This window comes from Facklamia sp. P12937 (assembly GCF_050409505.1).
Lineage (GTDB): Bacteria > Bacillota > Bacilli > Lactobacillales > Aerococcaceae > Facklamia.
In genome coordinates this window covers 16,493-33,975 of sequence record NZ_JBNUPI010000019.1, presented here as the reverse complement: position 1 = coordinate 33,975, position 17,483 = coordinate 16,493, and the positions used below count along the sequence as shown (strand labels likewise).

At 35.0% G+C, this 17,483-nt stretch carries 16 protein-coding genes, 1 tRNA gene and 1 other annotated feature; of the genes, 14 read left to right on the top strand and 3 right to left on the bottom strand.

All coding sequences use genetic code 11. The features are described 5' to 3' along the window. Window positions 1-127 precede the first annotated feature (127 nt). From ACQV2R_RS07470 to ACQV2R_RS07445, 6 genes are all read left to right on the top strand, one after another. Window positions 128-199 (top strand) — tRNA-Arg (locus ACQV2R_RS07470). Window positions 200-852: 653 nt separating this feature from the next. After that, the gene (locus ACQV2R_RS07465) at window positions 853-1,464 is read left to right on the top strand and encodes a 50S ribosomal protein L25 (protein WP_428872939.1); all 612 of its coding nucleotides are present in this window, start codon (window positions 853-855) and stop codon (window positions 1,462-1,464) included. A gap of 69 nt (window positions 1,465-1,533) precedes the next feature. Next, complete coding sequence (queG, locus tag ACQV2R_RS07460) at window positions 1,534-2,715, top strand: tRNA epoxyqueuosine(34) reductase QueG (RefSeq protein ID WP_428892035.1); 1,182 nt, start codon at window positions 1,534-1,536, stop codon at window positions 2,713-2,715. Between the two features lie 3 nt (window positions 2,716-2,718). Then, window positions 2,719-3,246 (top strand): tRNA (uridine(34)/cytosine(34)/5-carboxymethylaminomethyluridine(34)-2'-O)-methyltransferase TrmL, encoded by a 528-nt coding sequence (gene trmL, locus ACQV2R_RS07455; protein ID WP_428872940.1) that lies wholly within the window; start codon window positions 2,719-2,721, stop codon window positions 3,244-3,246. Between the two features lie 33 nt (window positions 3,247-3,279). Further along, window positions 3,280-3,503: a binding site (T-box leader), on the top strand. A gap of 41 nt (window positions 3,504-3,544) precedes the next feature. Further along, entirely contained in the window at window positions 3,545-4,837 is a 1,293-nt protein-coding gene (serS, locus tag ACQV2R_RS07450; protein ID WP_428872942.1) for a serine--tRNA ligase, read from the top strand. Window positions 4,838-5,116: 279 nt separating this feature from the next. Next, complete coding sequence (locus tag ACQV2R_RS07445) at window positions 5,117-6,652, top strand: ATP-binding cassette domain-containing protein (RefSeq protein WP_428874646.1); 1,536 nt, start codon at window positions 5,117-5,119, stop codon at window positions 6,650-6,652. Between the two features lie 378 nt (window positions 6,653-7,030). On the opposite strand, the gene ACQV2R_RS07440 is transcribed toward ACQV2R_RS07445, so the two are convergent. Beyond that, window positions 7,031-7,846, bottom strand: a complete 816-nt coding sequence (locus tag ACQV2R_RS07440) for an undecaprenyl-diphosphate phosphatase (RefSeq protein ID WP_428873012.1) — start codon at window positions 7,844-7,846, stop codon at window positions 7,031-7,033. 148 nt (window positions 7,847-7,994) lie between these two features. Between ACQV2R_RS07440 and ACQV2R_RS07435 the strand changes: the two genes are divergently transcribed. After that, complete coding sequence (locus ACQV2R_RS07435) at window positions 7,995-8,480, top strand: PTS sugar transporter subunit IIA (RefSeq protein WP_428872944.1); 486 nt, start codon at window positions 7,995-7,997, stop codon at window positions 8,478-8,480. A 99-nt stretch (window positions 8,481-8,579) separates the two neighbouring features. On the opposite strand, the gene ACQV2R_RS07430 is transcribed toward ACQV2R_RS07435, so the two are convergent. Further along, entirely contained in the window at window positions 8,580-9,620 is a 1,041-nt protein-coding gene (locus ACQV2R_RS07430) for a lactonase family protein (protein ID WP_428885089.1), read from the bottom strand. Window positions 9,621-9,748: 128 nt separating this feature from the next. Between ACQV2R_RS07430 and ACQV2R_RS07425 the strand changes: the two genes are divergently transcribed. The 4 genes from ACQV2R_RS07425 (at window position 9,749) to ACQV2R_RS07410 (ending at window position 13,066) form a co-directional block, all read left to right on the top strand. After that, window positions 9,749-11,005, top strand: coding sequence for an AI-2E family transporter (locus tag ACQV2R_RS07425; protein WP_428872946.1), 1,257 nt, complete (start codon window positions 9,749-9,751; stop codon window positions 11,003-11,005). 101 nt (window positions 11,006-11,106) lie between these two features. Continuing rightward, on the top strand, window positions 11,107-11,826 hold the full coding sequence (locus tag ACQV2R_RS07420) for a DUF554 domain-containing protein (RefSeq protein WP_428885087.1): 720 nt from the start codon (window positions 11,107-11,109) through the stop codon (window positions 11,824-11,826). A 32-nt stretch (window positions 11,827-11,858) separates the two neighbouring features. Next, window positions 11,859-12,479 (top strand): NADPH-dependent FMN reductase, encoded by a 621-nt coding sequence (locus ACQV2R_RS07415; RefSeq protein WP_428872950.1) that lies wholly within the window; start codon window positions 11,859-11,861, stop codon window positions 12,477-12,479. A gap of 11 nt (window positions 12,480-12,490) precedes the next feature. Continuing rightward, complete coding sequence (locus tag ACQV2R_RS07410) at window positions 12,491-13,066, top strand: NADPH-dependent FMN reductase (protein WP_428872952.1); 576 nt, start codon at window positions 12,491-12,493, stop codon at window positions 13,064-13,066. A 58-nt stretch (window positions 13,067-13,124) separates the two neighbouring features. On the opposite strand, the gene rnhC is transcribed toward ACQV2R_RS07410, so the two are convergent. Next, the gene (gene rnhC / locus ACQV2R_RS07405; RefSeq protein ID WP_428892034.1) at window positions 13,125-14,063 is read right to left on the bottom strand and encodes a ribonuclease HIII; all 939 of its coding nucleotides are present in this window, start codon (window positions 14,061-14,063) and stop codon (window positions 13,125-13,127) included. Between the two features lie 135 nt (window positions 14,064-14,198). Here rnhC and zapA point away from each other — a divergent pair, with 135 nt between their 5' ends. The 3 genes from zapA (at window position 14,199) to ACQV2R_RS07390 (ending at window position 17,447) form a co-directional block, all read left to right on the top strand. Continuing rightward, window positions 14,199-14,447 carry a cell division protein ZapA gene (gene zapA / locus ACQV2R_RS07400; RefSeq protein WP_428872956.1) on the top strand — a complete coding sequence of 83 codons (249 nt, stop codon included), beginning with the start codon at window positions 14,199-14,201 and terminating at the stop codon, window positions 14,445-14,447. A gap of 72 nt (window positions 14,448-14,519) precedes the next feature. Continuing rightward, window positions 14,520-15,059 carry a CvpA family protein gene (locus tag ACQV2R_RS07395; protein WP_428872958.1) on the top strand — a complete coding sequence of 180 codons (540 nt, stop codon included), beginning with the start codon at window positions 14,520-14,522 and terminating at the stop codon, window positions 15,057-15,059. Window positions 15,060-15,089: 30 nt separating this feature from the next. Further along, a complete protein-coding gene (locus ACQV2R_RS07390; RefSeq protein ID WP_428892032.1) occupies window positions 15,090-17,447 on the top strand; it encodes an endonuclease MutS2 in 2,358 nt (785 codons plus the stop codon). Window positions 17,448-17,483 lie beyond the last annotated feature (36 nt).

Genomic DNA, 17,483 nt, shown 5'->3' with positions numbered 1-17,483 from the left:
CATAAGCATGCCCATTTAGAAGCACCTTGTGTAACATATGTTTGACAACTCTAGATTGTTAGTCCTTTTTTATTGGCTTATTTCTTGCTTTTAGCAATTTGAGTTTGGTATAATAGGTAATCGTTAGGCCGCCGTAGTGTAATGGATATCACGGAAGATTCCGGTTCTTTCGATGGGGGTTCGATTCCCTCCGGCGGTATTTGTAATAAAGCTAAAGATTTTTAGCAAAAAATCTCATATTTTTTAAAAAAATACTTTTTAGAGAGTTCAGCCAGATTGGCTGTTTTTTATTTTAAATTAGACTAGCTAGAATAAGGGGATTGACTAGACAATCGCACAAGGGTTGACTAAGATTTAACTAGTTATAAGACAAGCAATTAGAAAGGAAAACTTAGAAAATTAAAAAGCCCATTTTTAAGACTAAGTTTATTTCTTATTACCATTCTTGTATTAGCTGCTTGTGATAGTACCAATAAAGCAAATATTGCAAGTGATGCTTATAAGATGTCAACTTATACTCTTATTAAGGCTGCTCAAGAAGGTAATCAAGATAAACAAAATATTGATTTAGATAATCCCTCAAATATTTATGAAAAGGAAAAAAAGCGCTAAAAAGTAACATCAAAAGATAAAACGACTAGTAGAAAAACCACTACCAAAGATAAATAAATTAAGTTTGTAGTTATTTTTTAAAAGAATAAGGGCAAAAAAGAAAATTATATAGAAAAATCACTAAGACTAGTCATAAAACACTGGTATTGTGAGTTGGTTTTTGATATGATAATTTATGTGTAAAAATTTACAGCAAATCTAGCATTCTATATGCAATAAGTTATAAAGGAGCTCTTATATATGGCAATTAGTGCAGAATTAAGAACAAAGACAGGTACCGGTGCTTCTAAACAAGCACGTCGTGAAGGTAAAATCCCAGTAGTTTTATATGGGCAAAAATTAGAAGCAACTTCTTTATTAGTTGATCGTCGCGAATTCGAATCACTTCTAAAAAAAGAAGGATCTAACGCGGTTTTTGATTTAAACTACGACGGTAAAACGCAAAAAGTAATCTTGAAAGACTTTTCTAAAGCAGCTTTAAAAGATATTTTCTATTCAGTTGACCTAGAAGCTATCTCTGCTGATCAGAAGATTATTGTTGAAGTTCCATTAAGCATTATTAACGAAGAAACAGTTAAAATTGGCATTGTGGAACAAACACTTAATACAGTGGAAATCGAAACTAAACCAGACACTATTCCGAACTCATTTGAAATTGATGTTACTGGAATGGAAATTGGTGACACTAAGACAATTGCTGATTTAGCAGTTCCAGCAGGCGTTGAAATCTTAGAAGATTCAACTGAAACAATCGTTTCAGTTTCTGCTCCAACAGAAGAACCAGAAGAAGAGGAAGAAACTGAAGTGATAGAACCTGAAGTAATTGGTGCTAAAGACGAAGAAGAAGAGTAAAAATTTGTATTATGAAGCACTGTAAACGCATGTCGTTTATGGTGTTTTTTTAGATAGGAGTTGAACAAACTGATCTCAAAAGAAGAGGCTATTAAAGTCAAATCCATTTTAAAAAAATCGCTGAAAGACTTAGGAGTGGATAAGATCGGTTTTACGACAGCGGAACCTTTTGACCATTTAGAGGAAAGTTTAAGAGAGCAAAAGGCGAAAGGACATACCACTGGTTTTGAACATCCTATCATTGAGGAGAGAATCTATCCTGAAAAAATCTTTGAAGGGGCCCAATCAATTATTTCGATTGCTTTGGCTTATCCTAGTAACTTTAGAAAGGAACCAGCTTCTAATAAAGAAGAACGTCGTGGTAGTTTTGCTCGTGCTTCTTGGGGGGAAGACTACCATCATATTTTATCAGAACGTATGCAAAGGGTTATTGATCTTATCCAAGCAGAAATTCCTGATGCTCGTTTTAAACCGATGGTTGATACGGGGGAATTGATTGATGTGGTTGTGGCTGAAAGAGCTGGATTGGGCTTTATAGGTCGTAATGGTTTGCTGGTCACTAAAGAATTTGGCAGTTACGTTTATTTAGGTGAAATTATCACGAACATTCCTTTTATGCCAGATCAAAGGGTTACATATGGTTGTGGCGATTGTTATCGTTGTGTGACAGCCTGTCCTACTCAAGCTCTTTTTGGTGACGGTAAGATGAATGCGCAGAAATGTTTATCCTATCAGACTCAAACCAAAGGACATTTAGCTGAAGACTATCGCCGAAAAATGACTCATGTCATTTATGGCTGTGATATTTGTCAGATTTCATGTCCTTATAACAAGGGCATTGATTTTCATCATCATCCTGAAATGGAGCCTATCCAAGACGAAGTAAAACCAATATTAAAGAATATGTTATCACTTAGCAATAGAGCCTTTAAACGACAATTTGGACATTTAGCGGGGTCTTGGCGAGGCAAGAAGCCCTTGCAAAGAAATGCAATTATCGCTTTGGCTAATTATCGGGACCGAACAGCCTTGCCGCATCTGCTTGAATTAATTGAAAAAGATCCACGACCAGTGATTCGAGCAACTGCTGCCTATGCTGTTAGTGTAATCCAAAGAGATAAAAATCAAGCGATGATTAGTATGATTTATGACCAACTGCAGAAGGAATCTGAACCAGAAAGCATCAAAGAAATGAAAAAAGCTATTGAACGTCTCAAAAATAAAAAAGAGTTAAAGTCTAAAAGGAGTTAAACGATGAAAAACCATATCGTACTTTATGAGCCCCTAATGCCAGCTAATACTGGCAATATTTCGAGAACTTGCGCAGGAACTAATACTAGTTTACATTTGATTGAACCGCTTGGTTTTTCTACTGAGGATAAAATGCTTAAACGAGCAGGGCTAGATTATTGGGAGCATGTCGACATTACTTACCATGACAGTTTACCAGCCTTTATGAAGTTTTTAGGTAATCGTAAATTGTACTTGATTTCTAAATTTGCACCAAGAGTTTATAGCGAAGCTAATTTAGCTGATTCAACGATTGATGAGCAGTTTTTTATCTTTGGTAAGGAAACGACTGGGCTACCTGAAGATTTTATGCAAGCTCATAAAGATCAATCTTTAAGAATCCCGATGAATGATCAGCATATTCGTTCTTTAAATTTATCTAATACGGCTAATATTATTATTTATGAAGCTCTAAGACAACAGAACTATGAAGGATTGGAAGCCATACATCATTATCGTGATACTGAAAAGGCTCAAAGACTTAAATGGTAATAGCTTGACAAATAAAATCTATTTAATATAATAAATTTAATAGTTAGTACGAATAGTATCTGAAATAAGGGTCAAGCAGAAAGTTAGCGGTTGATGAGAGCTAATCACTTATTCAGTGAATCCACGTATTCATTCTGCTTTATGAAAGCTAAGCATAAATAAAGCCGGTCATCGCCGTTATGATACAAGTGTAAGAATTTAAATCAATTCTTAAAAACGGGTGGTACCGCGGAACAAGAGACCTTTTCGTCCCAAATAGACGGAGGTCTCTTTTTTATTACATAAAGGAGGAATTAAGATGTTAGATAGGCGCTATTTGAGAAACCATATGGATGAAGTAGTTGAGCAATTAAGTCATCGCGGAGTAAAAACAGAAATTTTAAATGAATTTAAAGAGTTGGATAAAAAAAGAAGAGCTCTATTAACTCAAGTAGAAGAGAAAAAAGGGGTCCGTAATAAAGTTTCGCAAGAAATTGCCACTATTAAGCGCAATAAAGGAAATGTGGATGAACAGATTCAAGCCATGCAAGTTATAGGGCAAGAAATAGCTGAATTAGATGAGACTTTAAATCAGCTAGACATTGCTTTGGCTCAAATTGAACATGGATTACCTAATTTACCTCATGAATCAGTACCAATAGGTGAAGATGAAGAAGATAATGTTGAAAATCGCCGTTGGGGTCAGATTACAGACTTTGATTTCGAACCTTTAAATCATTGGGATATTGCAGAGAATTTAGGCATTCTTGATTTTGAACGAGCAGGCAAAGTATCAGGTTCACGCTTTGTATTCTATAAGGGGTTAGGCGCAAGGTTGGAGCGCGCTATTTATAACTTTATGTTAGATACTCATACGGCTAGAAATGGTTATACCGAAGTTATACCGCCTTATATAGTTAATGAAAAGTCAATGTTTGGAACAGGACAATATCCTAAATTTAAAGAAGATACTTTTGAGTTGAGTGATGATCGTCAATTTGTCTTAATCCCAACAGCGGAAGTTCCTCTAACCAACTACTATCGAGATGAAGTAATTGCAATGGAAGAGTTACCGGTCAAATTTACCGCCATGTCTCCATCATTTAGATCAGAAGCCGGATCAGCCGGTCGTGATACTAGAGGTCTGATTCGTATGCACCAATTTCATAAGGTTGAAATGGTTAAATTTGCCCATCCAGAAAGTTCTTATGAAGAATTAGAATTTATGGTCAAAGATGCTGAAGGTATCTTACAAGCTTTAAAACTACCTTATCGGGTAATCACCCTTTGTACTGGAGATATGGGCTTTTCAGCCGCTAAAACATATGATATTGAAGTTTGGGTTCCAGCTCAAGATACCTATCGAGAAATATCTTCTTGCTCTAACACAGAAGCTTTCCAAGCGCGACGCGCCATGATTCGTTACCGCAACGCTGAAGGCAAGTTGAATTATGTTCACACCTTGAATGGATCTGGCTTAGCTGTTGGTCGAACAGTTGTAGCCATCCTAGAAAACTACCAGCAAGCGGACGGCAGTGTTAAAATTCCAGAAGTATTGGTACCTTATATGGGTGGAGTGACTGAAATTACCAAAGAGAATGCAATGGGATAATATACAAAGCTTTTCTTAAATTTTTTTAAGGAAAGCTTTTTGTATAAGTATTTAGAGTGTGAAATTTGAATTTTAAAAAAAGATATGCTTTAATTAAAGTAACTTATTAAGAGGAGTGTTACATTTGAACAATTTCTAAGAAAGCAGCATGAGTAGAAGTGACTTCTATTTAGTGTGAACTTTTTTAGAAAGTATCAAATGTTACATAGGGGATACTTCTATTCTATTCTAAGCTGCTAATAATGGATTTTTGGCACAAGAGTAGAAAGGAGTTTTTTTATGTTACAGGTAAATAGTCTAAGCTTATACCATCGTAAGGATTTCGTTAAAATTATTGATGACTTGTCTTTTATTATTCATCCCGGCGAAAAAGTAGCGATTATTGGCGAAGAAGGTAATGGGAAATCGACTATCTTAAAGTGGTTAATGAATGATGAATCACTTAGTAACTATCTAATTATTAAAGGCGAAAAAATTAATTCTTTCAGTCAAATGGCATACCTCCCTCAACAAATGAAGGAGGAAGATCTTAGTTTAAGTATTGAAAAGTTCTTTTTCGCAAAGGTAGATCCCTTTTTAATGGATTATAATAAAATAATCAAATTTGGAATGAAAATAGGTTTTGATTGGGAGCGACTACATTCTGAACAAATAGTGAGATCCCTCTCAGGTGGTGAAAAAATAAAACTATCACTGTTAAGAATAGCAGCTCAGCAAGCGGATTTAGTTCTACTAGATGAACCATCTAATGATTTAGATATTGATTCAATAAGGTATTTAGAAAAATTTATTAGCGAAAGTAAACAAGCAATATTATTTGTTTCACATGATGAATCGCTACTACAATCAACAGCCACTTCGATTATTCATTTAGAGCGATTGTTGCATAGAAAAGACCCATGTCATACAGTTTCGAAATTAGCTTATAAGGACTATCTTCTATATCGTGATAAGAGGATCGCGAGTCAGCAAAAAGACTTTGAGCAAAATGAAAGAATATATGCTAAAAAGTTTGCTCGTCAACAAAGGCTTGAGTCAGCTTTGCATCATCGTTTAAATCATACTAAGGATTCAGCAAGCGGACGACTACTAGCGAAAAAGATGAAGACCGTTAAGTCATTGGGCAAAAGACTTGAACGCGAACATCAACAAGGAAGTCAGCAAGTGATAATTGAAGACCCAATTAAGATATTTTTTAACCACTCCATTCCAATTGCTGATTCGCGCAAGATTATGGAGGTAAGCAATCTTAATTTAAAGGTTGAAGGTCGTTTACTAGCACCAAACATTAATCTAACGGTTCAAGGACAGGATAAAATAGGAATTGTGGGAGCCAATGGGGTGGGCAAATCAACGCTTTTAAAGCATATGTGGCTTTTATTCAATCAAGATGGTGATAGAGAAGGAATTATACCTGCCTATATGCCTCAAAATCATAGTGAATTCGTTGATACGAATTTGACACCGATTCAATTACTTGCTAAGGAAGGAAGCAGCGAAGAATTAACACAAATAATGACTTTTTTGGCCAGTATGAATTTTCTTCCTGAGGAAATGTCTCACCCTATCAATGAATTATCAGGAGGACAAAAAGCAAAATTATTATTTTTAAAAATGGATTTGATGAGAGCGAATCTTCTTTTCTTAGATGAGCCGACGCGAAATTTTTCTCCGAATTCACAACCAAAAATACGGAAAGTTTTAAGCGAATTTCCAGGAACTATTATTAGCGTCTCCCATGATCGTTTATATTTAAAAGAGGTATGTCATCAACTGTATCTACTTAAACCAGAGGGTCTTAAACTTATTGATTAAATTCAAACGTTTATGAATTTAGTTAATGAGTAGTTTTAAAGCCGAAGTCCAAGCGTGAGACCGAAAGTCTAGCTTTTGGGCTTCCATTGGCTTTGAGTATGATGGACCAACTTAAAAAAATATTATTTATGCGAATCAAAAGAAGATAAAAACAATCATAAAATTGAAATAAAAATAAGTCCTTATACGTAAACAAGTTAGAAGTATATATTTTGTATCTTAAAGCCTGATCTGGCTGAGCCCGATTTGCTTATCGCCAATCACTTCAAGCTGCTTAGAAAACAATAAAATAAGAAAGACAAGCACATATAACATGTACGCATCTTTCTGGTCCAACTTCTTGGGGTCACTATAGGGTCAACTCTTATTTCTTTTAGATTACTTAAATAAATAATACAAAATGACAACGGCACCCAAAATAATACGGTAGTAACCGAAAGGTTTAAAGTCATTCGTTTTGATGAATTTAAGAAGTGAACGGATGACGATTAAGGAAACAAGAAAGGCAACAAACATACCTACCAAGAGGTAAACAAGTTCAGCACTAGTAAAAGCAAAGCCAAAGTCTTTTAACTTAACTAAAGAAGCTCCGAACATAACAGGTATTGACATAAAGAAAGAAAACTCTGTCGCAACTGTTCTTTCCATTCCTAATAAAAGTCCACCGAGGATGGTTGACCCCGACCGTGAAGTACCTGGAATTAAAGACAAGGCCTGAAATAGACCGGTTTTAAAAGCCGTAGGGAAAGAAATCTTTTTAAGAGTATTAACTTGTTTAGCATGACGAGCTGGCTTTTTATTTTCAATCCACAAGAAAGCAAAACCATAAATGATTAAGGCAGCAGCGACCACATAAGGAGTATTAAAATACTCTTCCATGTAATCATTGATCAATAGGCCCAGAACTCCTGCTGGCAGGGTAGCAAAAGCAACTTTAAACCAAATTACCCAGATATTTTTTCTTTCTTGGCTAGACTTTTTAAAATCCAAAGGGTTAAGTTTATTAAAATAAAGGACGACTACAGCTAAAATTGAACCAAATTGTACAACAGTTCGAAACATTTCAACAAAATTTGGATTGAGATTTAATTGAATAAATTCCTCAACTAAAATTAAGTGTCCAGTTGAAGAAATGGGTAACCACTCTGTAATTCCTTGAACAATACTTAAGAAGATAATTTTTAATAATTCCATCCATTCTAGGTTTTGCACTATATATCACCTCGTGATCTTTTTCTCGCTTATTATAGCTAACAATTAAACAAATGTCACTATGTGGTCAATTCTTAAAATAGGAGTCTGTGAAGAAATATGATAAAATGAAGTCAAGAGGAGGAATAAAATGTTTGGGTTATTTAAGAAAAAAGCTAAAAAAATCAGCCTACATGCTGTCTGTGATGGTCAAATAATTCCTTTAGAAGAAGTCAACGATCAAGTTTTTTCTCAGAAAATGATGGGAGATGGCTACGCTATTCAACCGAGTCAATCAACCATCTACTCACCAGTTCAGGGTAAATTAATGAATGTTTTTCCGACTAAACATGCGATGGGAATACAAATAGAAAATTTAGAATTACTACTTCATATGGGATTAGATACGGTGGAATTAGAAGGTAAGCCTTTTAATACTTTGGTTAATGAAGGGGATAACTTAACACCAACCACTGCTGTTTCAGAAGTTGATTATCAAGAAATTGAAGCAGCAGGTAAGGATAATGTGATGTTAGTTATCTTTGTTAATGGTTCAGAGGTCATCGATGAGTTTAAGATTACTGCTAGCGGTTCAGTTACTAAAGGACAAGAAATTGGGTATGTGACATTAAGGTAAAAGGTTATCAAAAAAATGATTAGCAAATTCTATTGAATCTGCTAATCATTTTGATTTTTAACTAATCACTAACTTTTTGAATATATTTTTTAATGAAATTTACTTATTATTTAATGCTAATATACAAACGCATTCAGGAGCATAAGCTTTTGTATCGGTTAAAGAAATTGTTCCACTTGCAGAATTTCTCTTAAATAAAGTGAGGTAATCAGAATCTTGATGAGCCACAATCAAATATTTTTCATCATGCGATAAGCAGAAATCTCTTGGAACTTTTCCATATGATGAAATACTCTGTAGAAGGCTTAACTTACCGCTAGTTTTATCCACTCCAAAGAGGGTAATTTGATCTTGATAGCGTGTCGAAACATATAAAAAGTTACCATCTTTTGAAATTCTAATTGCAGCTCCGGTGGCTTCTGGGTGACTATCGGTTGGAATATTATGATAACTTTCAATAATCTCTAAATGGCCATTTTGTTTTAGATGACATAAAATCGTGGTATTATTCAGCTCACCAATAATGTAGATAAATTTCTGATTAGGATGGATTGCTAAATGCCGTGGACCGGTTCCAGCTGGAATATTTAAAGATTGCTCAAGATGGGAGATTGAGCCATTCTCAGCTAAGGAATATACATAAATTTTATCACTACCCAAATCACAAACATAAAGAAACTTATCTTGATTGAAAGTAGAGGTAAAGTGGATACGAGACTGAGTTTGATTAGGATGGACAGATGAACCATCGTGGGTAACAGTCTGTATATGTTTTATTTCATCATCATTTAAGTGATAGATTTCTATAGTGCCTTCATGATAGTTTGATAGGTAGAGGACTTTTTTAGAATCTAAATAGAAAAGATGACATCCTGCTGCTTTGGTGTGATAAAAATAATTTTTTTTAATCCAGGTATCATTATGCTTTTTTTTGTATACTGCCACTCCTGAAAAAGGTTCTTCTTTTTCAATTGTAAATAAATAGCGATTATCTTTTGAGAGGGCAAGATAGGTGGGGTTTTGAATTGTATCGATTAACTCTCTTTCTGTGAAAGTTTCTTTTTGAGAATCAAAAGTGATCGATGTTAATCCTTCATTAACTCGACGGGTATAACCACCTAAAAAATATTTTTCTTTCATAAGATGGACTCCTTTCTTCTTCAAAAGTATTATAGCATAAGGGTAGATTTATATCGTAGTTAAGCCAATCATTTTAATTCTATTTGTGGTATGATTGAGATGAATTCATATAGGATAGGAGGGTATTGATGCGAAAATTAAATCAGTTTTTATTTAAGTCAGAATTCTTGAATGATCGCAATGTTATTCGGCTATTAAAATTTATTTTAATTGTCTTGGCAATCTATGCTTTTACACAAATTTCTTATTTATTTCAACCACTCTTTGATTTCTTGAACTTCTTTGCCTTTCCTTTCATTGGAACGGGCATTATGTACTATCTGTTCTCGCCCTTAGTGGTTAAACTCTCTAGACGCGGTGTAAACCGTCATTTATCAATATGGTTAATTTTTATTGGCCTCTCATTATTAGTAACTTGGGGTGTAGCTACACTCGTGCCGATAGTACAAAGTCAGACGCGCTCATTTATTAATGATTTACCTAAATATGTAGCAGGAATTCAAGATGTTTTTAACAAGCTTCCTTTACTACCTGATTTTAATGAAGTCTTTCCTAATCTGGCTAATCAAGAGGGGAGTGTTGATTTAAACGGACTTATCCAGCAAATTCAACCGCTAATTACATCGACTTTTGGTGGATTAGGTAGCGTGATAGGTACGGTTTCAACGGTTGTAACCGGCTTAGTTACTATTCCTGTCTTACTTTATTATCTTTTATTAGAAGGTTATAAGCTATTCCCTAAAATACTTTATTATATTCCTGATCGCTATAGAGAAACGACTAAGACTATGATTTATCAATCTCACTATCAGATTGGTCAATATATTCGTGGCCAAATTATTGTTGCAATTATTGTGGGCATGATTTTCGCTGCTGGTTTTTCCATTATAGGCCTAGACTATGCGATTACTTTAGGAGTACTTGCTACTTTTCTTAATGTCATTCCCTATATTGGGTCAGTCATTGCCGCTATTCCTGCCATAATTATTGGTTTAATTGCCTCTCCTTTTATGTTAATAAAGGTCTTATTGGTTATAGGGATTGAGGCTTTAGTTGAAGGAAGACTTATTCAACCGCAAATTCTTAGCTCGAATTTAAAAATCCATCCAGTTACAATTTTAATTGTTCTGTTAGGAGCGGGGCGCATATTTGGTGTAACGGGTGTGATTCTAGGTGTTCCTGCTTTTGCAGTACTTAAAGTGATCGTAACAGAACTATATCGTATTTACCGCAAACACTCTAATTTATATGGTGATGATTTAAAGAACCAATCGCTTTCTAAAGAAACTTTAATTGATATGTGTTTGGTTGAAGATGGGCAGGATGGTTTTGCTGCAGAAGATCAAGTTGATAAATTACTAAATTCCAATCAATTATTAAAATAAAATTAGTTCTTGGTTTTCTATGGAAAAATCATGAATTTATCTTTATAATAATTAAGTGTCAAGGTGAGATAGTACGCCAGTCAAGCAAGAGTATCCTTTGGATGCTCTTAATTTTATGTGAAGGATTTGTTAAGATGGGTGTAATTATTAATGGTATCGTAATCGTTATATGTAGTTTAATCGGTATGGGTTTAAAGGCAGGAATCCCTGTAAAAATCCATGAGCGATTGATGCATGGTATTGCTTTATGCGTGCTCGCAATTGGAATTGATGGCACCTTAGCTGGAGAAAATACGATTGTTATGATTTTGTCAATTGTTGTAGGAGCAATGATTGGGGAATCAATTGATATTGATCAAAAGGTAACTTATGGGATTTCATTAATTGAAAAAAAAATATCAAAACCAGGATCTGATAGTCAGTTAGGGCAAGGTTTTATTTCAGCAGCAATGATCTTTTGTATTGGTTCAATGTCTATTTTAGGATCTTTAGAAAGTGGATTAACCGGTGATAATACCACGCTCTATACCAAGTCTATCTTAGATGGCATTACCGCCATTCTATTGAGTTCATCTTTGGGAGCAGGTGTTTTACTATCGGCAATTCCAGTAATAATCATCCAAGGCTTATTAGTAATCTTAGCAGGCTTTTTAGCTCCTATTTTATCAGTAGCAGTGGTAAATGAGATTATTGCAGTAGGGTCACTATTATTGATTGGCTTAGGCATGAATATTTTAAATATTACTGAATTAAAGATTTTAAATTATACACCGGCAATCTTTTTACCCCCTATTTTCTTGACGCTATTATCTTTATTCTAATTAGGAATACTATTCTATGGAGGTATAATAATATGAAGAAAATTGTTGGCATCGTTGGAAATAATTCTACGGAATCTACCAATCGTAAGTTATTACAATTTATTCAAAAACATTTTCAAGATAGAGCGAATATCGAATTACTTGAAGTTCGAGGCCTGCCAATCTTTAATAAACCAGCGGATGGAAAATTACCTGAGGTAATCATTGAAATGGCTGAAAAAATTGAGGCAGCCGATGGAGTGGTTATTGCTACTGCAGAGTACGATCATTCTATTCCAGCCGCTTTGACGAACGCTTTATCTTGGTTATCTTATAATATATTTCCTTTTGTGGATAAACCTTTAATGATTGTGGGAACTTCCTATGGTGTTTTAGGGACTTCTAGAGCCCAACAACACCTGCGTTCAATTATGAATGCACCAGTTATTCGTGCAATGCTTATGCCTGGTTGTGAATTTTTAATGGGGAACTCTTTAGAGGCTTTTGATAAAGAAGGGAATTTAGTTTTCCCAGATAAGGTCAATCAGTTAGAAGCTTATTTTAATGATTTTCTTCAATTTATTGGTGTCACAGAACTATTACAAGAAAGGCATCAAGCAAATGTGGATGAAGCTCGCAAGTTCTATCATCAACAGTTCGAAGCTAAAGAGTAAGGGGGGATAATATGAAATTAGTAGGAATCGTAGGCTCTAATGCAGAATTTTCGTCTAATCGTTTATTATTACAGTATATAAAGCGGCACTTTGCTGAATATTTTGAATTAGAAATTCTTGAAATTAACCAAATTCCGATGTTTGATGCTAGTAATGATCAAACAGATCATCCGGCGATTCAGTTATTAAATAAAAAAATACTTCAAGCGGATGGTATATTAATAGCCACCCCAGAACATATCCATACTGTTCCACCTGCTTTAAAATCTACAATTGAATGGCTATCTTATAAAGTTACACCTTTTATTCATAAGCCTGTGTATGTTATTGGAGCATCCTATTTGGAACAAGGGACCTCGCGTGCTCAATTACATATGGATCAAATTTTGGAGTCTCCTAGAGTGGATGCTTATGTCTTCCCTGGAAATGAATTTTTACTAGGTGGTGCTAAAAATAAATTTGATGCTGAAGGGAACATTACCGACCCTAAAACAGTTGACCATTTAGAAAAATGTATAGCTAAATTTATTCGCTATGTAAAATTAATCAATCAACTGGAAAATATTCCTGAAACTACAATTGACTAGATAAATGCCCCTCGCATTGACTATAAAAAAGCTGTCGATAAAAATCGGCAGCTTTTTCTTAATGACAATATTTTTTGCTTAACTTTTTAGCTTTTTGTGTGTTAGCAAAATGGAGTTTAGCTGTTTGATTGAGACTTTCAATCCCATAGCGGTCGATTAATTTTGATGCATAAAGATCAACATTTCTGCCTGCCCCTGAAGGTAGTTTGCCGCCAAAAGTTTCACCGAGCGAATGAAGTTTTTTAACAAAGGCATCTCTTGCAATAATGGAAGCACAAGCAACGGCCAGATGAATAGATTCGGCCCTTTTAGCAAAATAGACATGGGCGCGATAAACTTCCTTTTCGTTTTTTAAGTGTTGGTAATAATTCTTTTCTGACGTAAATTGATCAATTATTACTCCATCAAGTTGCTTTTTCTGTTCAGGAGATAGTTTTTTATATAGTTCTTTAATAGTAAAGTTATGTAATCTCGCCTTAAGTCCGTTAGCATTATATTTTTTAATCATTTGATTGTATTTTTGTGGATTAGCAATTGTTAAATGATAATCAACTGAGTGTATGAGATTAGCCGCAATGCTTTCGATTTCATGATCAGATAAATTTTTAGAATCTTTTACGCCAAGTTCTTTAATTAATTCTTGTTTTTCAAAAGGAAGATAGACTGCACATACAGTCAAGGGTCCAAAGTAAGATCCGTTTCCCACTTCATCCGACCCAATTAAATTCTTAAATTGAATCCGGTCAGGTAAATGAGTGTTGTTTTCGAGAAAATTCATGTGGATTGATTGAGGCAAGTCTTTAGCCCATATTCGCGCTTCTTCTTCAGCTGCTTTTCCTTGAAAGAGGACTTTGCCAGATTTATAAGCTGTAATGGTTACATAAGCTAATTTAGCTCTAAAGAGGCTATAGGGAACGGGGTCAATTAAGTGTCTTTGGTAATTTTCTTCCATAACTTTAAGAGTTGCTGGGTTTACTTCGAGAGTGACGCTGTTCATTTATATCCCACCTTTTATGAATTGGCTATCATAATTATCAGTTTACCATCTTCTTTAATATTCGTATAGGAAAGGTGCATTATAGAGGGACTTTTGGTAAAATAGTGGGAGAATCAAGCTTAAAGAGGAGATTACATGGAAGAGAAGAACCGTTATAAGGCATTGATTGAAGGCAGAGTCTATACCATTGTGGGTCATCGTTCGAGAGAGCACATGGATGCAGTTGTTCAATTACTGACTCAACAATTACAACAATTAAAAGAACTTGATCCCAATTTGACTCAAGAAGATCGCGCTATTTTGATGGCAATTAATGCTATTTCAGACCAGATTACAAAAGAAGAAAAAATTGCAGCGCTAGAGAAAAGACTAGGCTTAGGCTAATTTTTAAAGAAATAGAATGATTATGAATTTTTTGAACAGGACTAATGAGGAAATCATTAGAGGGGGTACTTTATGTTAAGTGTTATTGTAATTTTAATTTTGGCCTTCGCCTTTTACTCTGGCTATCGGTCAGGAATGATTATGCAGATTGTAAGATTGTTAGGTTATATTATTACCTATATCATTGCTACACAATATTTTGATGTTTTGAGCAAGTGGGTGGAGATGATTATACCATTTCCAGCTGTCCAACCAGATAGTCAACTCGCTCTATATACGGAAGCTCAAACTTTTCTACTCGATCAAACTTTCTATAAATTGATTACTTTTCTAATTATCTGGTTAATCGGCTGGTTGTTAACGAATGTATTATCCATTTTATTTACCAAAGTAACTTATTATAGTGTTTTAAATATTAGTAATCGGTTAATTGGTGGTGTACTCAATTTCGCTGTTGTCTATTTTATCGTATTTATGGTTTTATACTTATTATCGTTAATTCCTATAGAATTTATCCAACAGCAATTTGTTAACAACCCATTGATTTTTAGAATGGTGGATTCCACGCCTATTTTGACCGACTTTGTAGGGAAGTTTGGCTTGGGATCCTAATGATTATTAATAGGAAAGGGGGAATCTTTGATGACTAATAGTAAAACTTTGGAGAAATTAGAGTATCATAAAATTATTCAGCAAGTCTCCCACTTTGCAAATACCGAGATGGCTAAATCTAAGATTCTCAAAATGCAGCCATCCACCGATTTGGAAACAATTCAAAAATGGCAAGAGGAAGTGGAAGAAAATTTAGCAATTCTTCAACAAGGTAAGAACATACCTATTCCTCGCTTAGTAGCGTTAAGTATGGCCTTTAGACGGCTGGAGATTTCAGCTGCTTTAAACCCTAAGGAGTTAGGACAAATTGGCCGCCTATTGACTACTACCAATCAAGTAACACAATTTTTTGCTGATTTAGAAGCTGAAGAAAAAATCTATCCTTCATTGAAGTATTGGGTGGATCAATGCGTGAGTCTTCCACAAGTTATCAAAGAAATACAATCAACGGTAAGTGATGAGGGGGCGGTTTTAAATTCCGCATCCACTCAATTGGCAGCTATTAGAAAAAATCAAAGTCAAACAGAAAATCAAATCCGCAACCAACTGAATCAATTACTAAAAACTAAAGGGAATCAGTTGAGCGATCGCTTAATAACTATCAGGAACGATCGTTATGTTCTACCCGTTAAGGCGGAGTATAAAGGTCAATTTGGTGGTACCATTCATGATCAGTCAGCAACTGGTCAGACAGTCTTTATGGAACCGAAGGTTGTTGTGGAGTTAAATAATCGCTTAGCCCAATTGGAGATAGATGAGCGTACCGAAATTGAAAGAATTCTTCTTGAAATATCTTTAATGATTGCGCCTTATGTTGAAGAAATTAAACATAATCAATCCATGATTGCCCAATTAGATTTTATTCAATCTAAAGCTGAGTATGCTAAAGCGATTAAGGCGACAAAGCCTGTTTTTTCAATTGATAACCAAGTAGCTCTATGGCAAGCCAGACATCCTTTAATTGATTCGGACGATATTGTAGCAAATGATATATTAATTGGTGAAAACTATCATATTCTCTTAATCACAGGTCCTAACACCGGTGGTAAGACGATTATTTTAAAAACGATTGGTCTCATTCAATTAATGGGACAATCAGGACTTCATGTTCCTTGCGATTCTGGTTCTCAATTAGGCGTTTTCCAATCGATTTATGCTGATATTGGAGATGAGCAGTCCATTGAGCAGTCTCTTTCTACCTTCTCCAGTCATATGACGAATATTGTGAATATAGTCGAAGAAGCAGACTATCAATCCCTCGTTTTATTTGATGAACTCGGTTCTGGAACTGATCCGCAAGAAGGTGCAGCCTTAGCTATTTCTATTTTAGATTATTTAAGGAAAGTAGGGGCTACTGTTTTAGCAACAACTCATTATCCGGAATTAAAAGTTTATGCCCATGAACGAGCAAAAACAATTAATGCCTCTATGGAATTTGATGTTCAGACCTTATCGCCAACTTATCGCTTAATGATAGGTGTACCTGGTCGGTCCAATGCTATTGAAATCTCAAGAAGATTAGGCTTGAGACAAGATGTATTAGAGGGGGCTCAAGAAGGAATTTCACAAGATAGTCAATCTTTGAACGAAATGGTTGCTAAATTAGAGCGTGAAAGAAGAGAAAGTGAGCTAAAAAATAAAGAAGCTCAAGCTTTCTTAGAAAAAGCAGAACTCTTATGGCAAGATTTACGAACTGAATATGACCGCTATCTTGAGCAAAAGCATGACTTAGTTGAAAAAGCTAAGCGTCAGACTAATGAGAAAGTGGAACAAGCTCAAAAAGAGGCCGAAGAATTGCTGCAAGAAATTCGAGACTTACAGTTAGTCCAAGGACAAAATCAAACCATTAAAGAACATGTTTTAATCGACAAGAAAAAGGCTTTTGATCAATTAAAACAACCAGAAAACTTGAAAAAGAATAAAGTCTTAAAACGGGTTAAAAAGTCTAAAAAGATTCAGGTGGGCGATGATGTCGAGGTCTTATCCTATGGACAAAGAGGAACTGTGCTTGAACAAGTTGAAAAAAATGAGTATGTTGTTCAAATGGGCATTATTAAGATGAAGATTGCGGCTGACGAGCTAAAACCGATTGGTAAGGTTGAGCCTAAGCAGAAGGTTAATGTACAAAGGCAAGCTGGATCTAAGGTAAAAACGACTTTAGATATACGTGGTTTGAGGTACGAAGAAGCGATGAGTAAGTTGAAACAGTATTTAGACCAAGCTCTTCTATCCAACCATTCACTGGTCACCATTATCCATGGTAAGGGTACAGGAGCATTGAGACAGGGTGTCAAAGATCAATTAAGCAATCATCCTCATGTCGATCACTTCGAATACTCCCCACCAAACGCTGGAGGAGATGGTTCAACAAGGGTTTACTTCGATTAGTTAGTAAGCATATAAATAGTCAAAGACCTTTTTGAT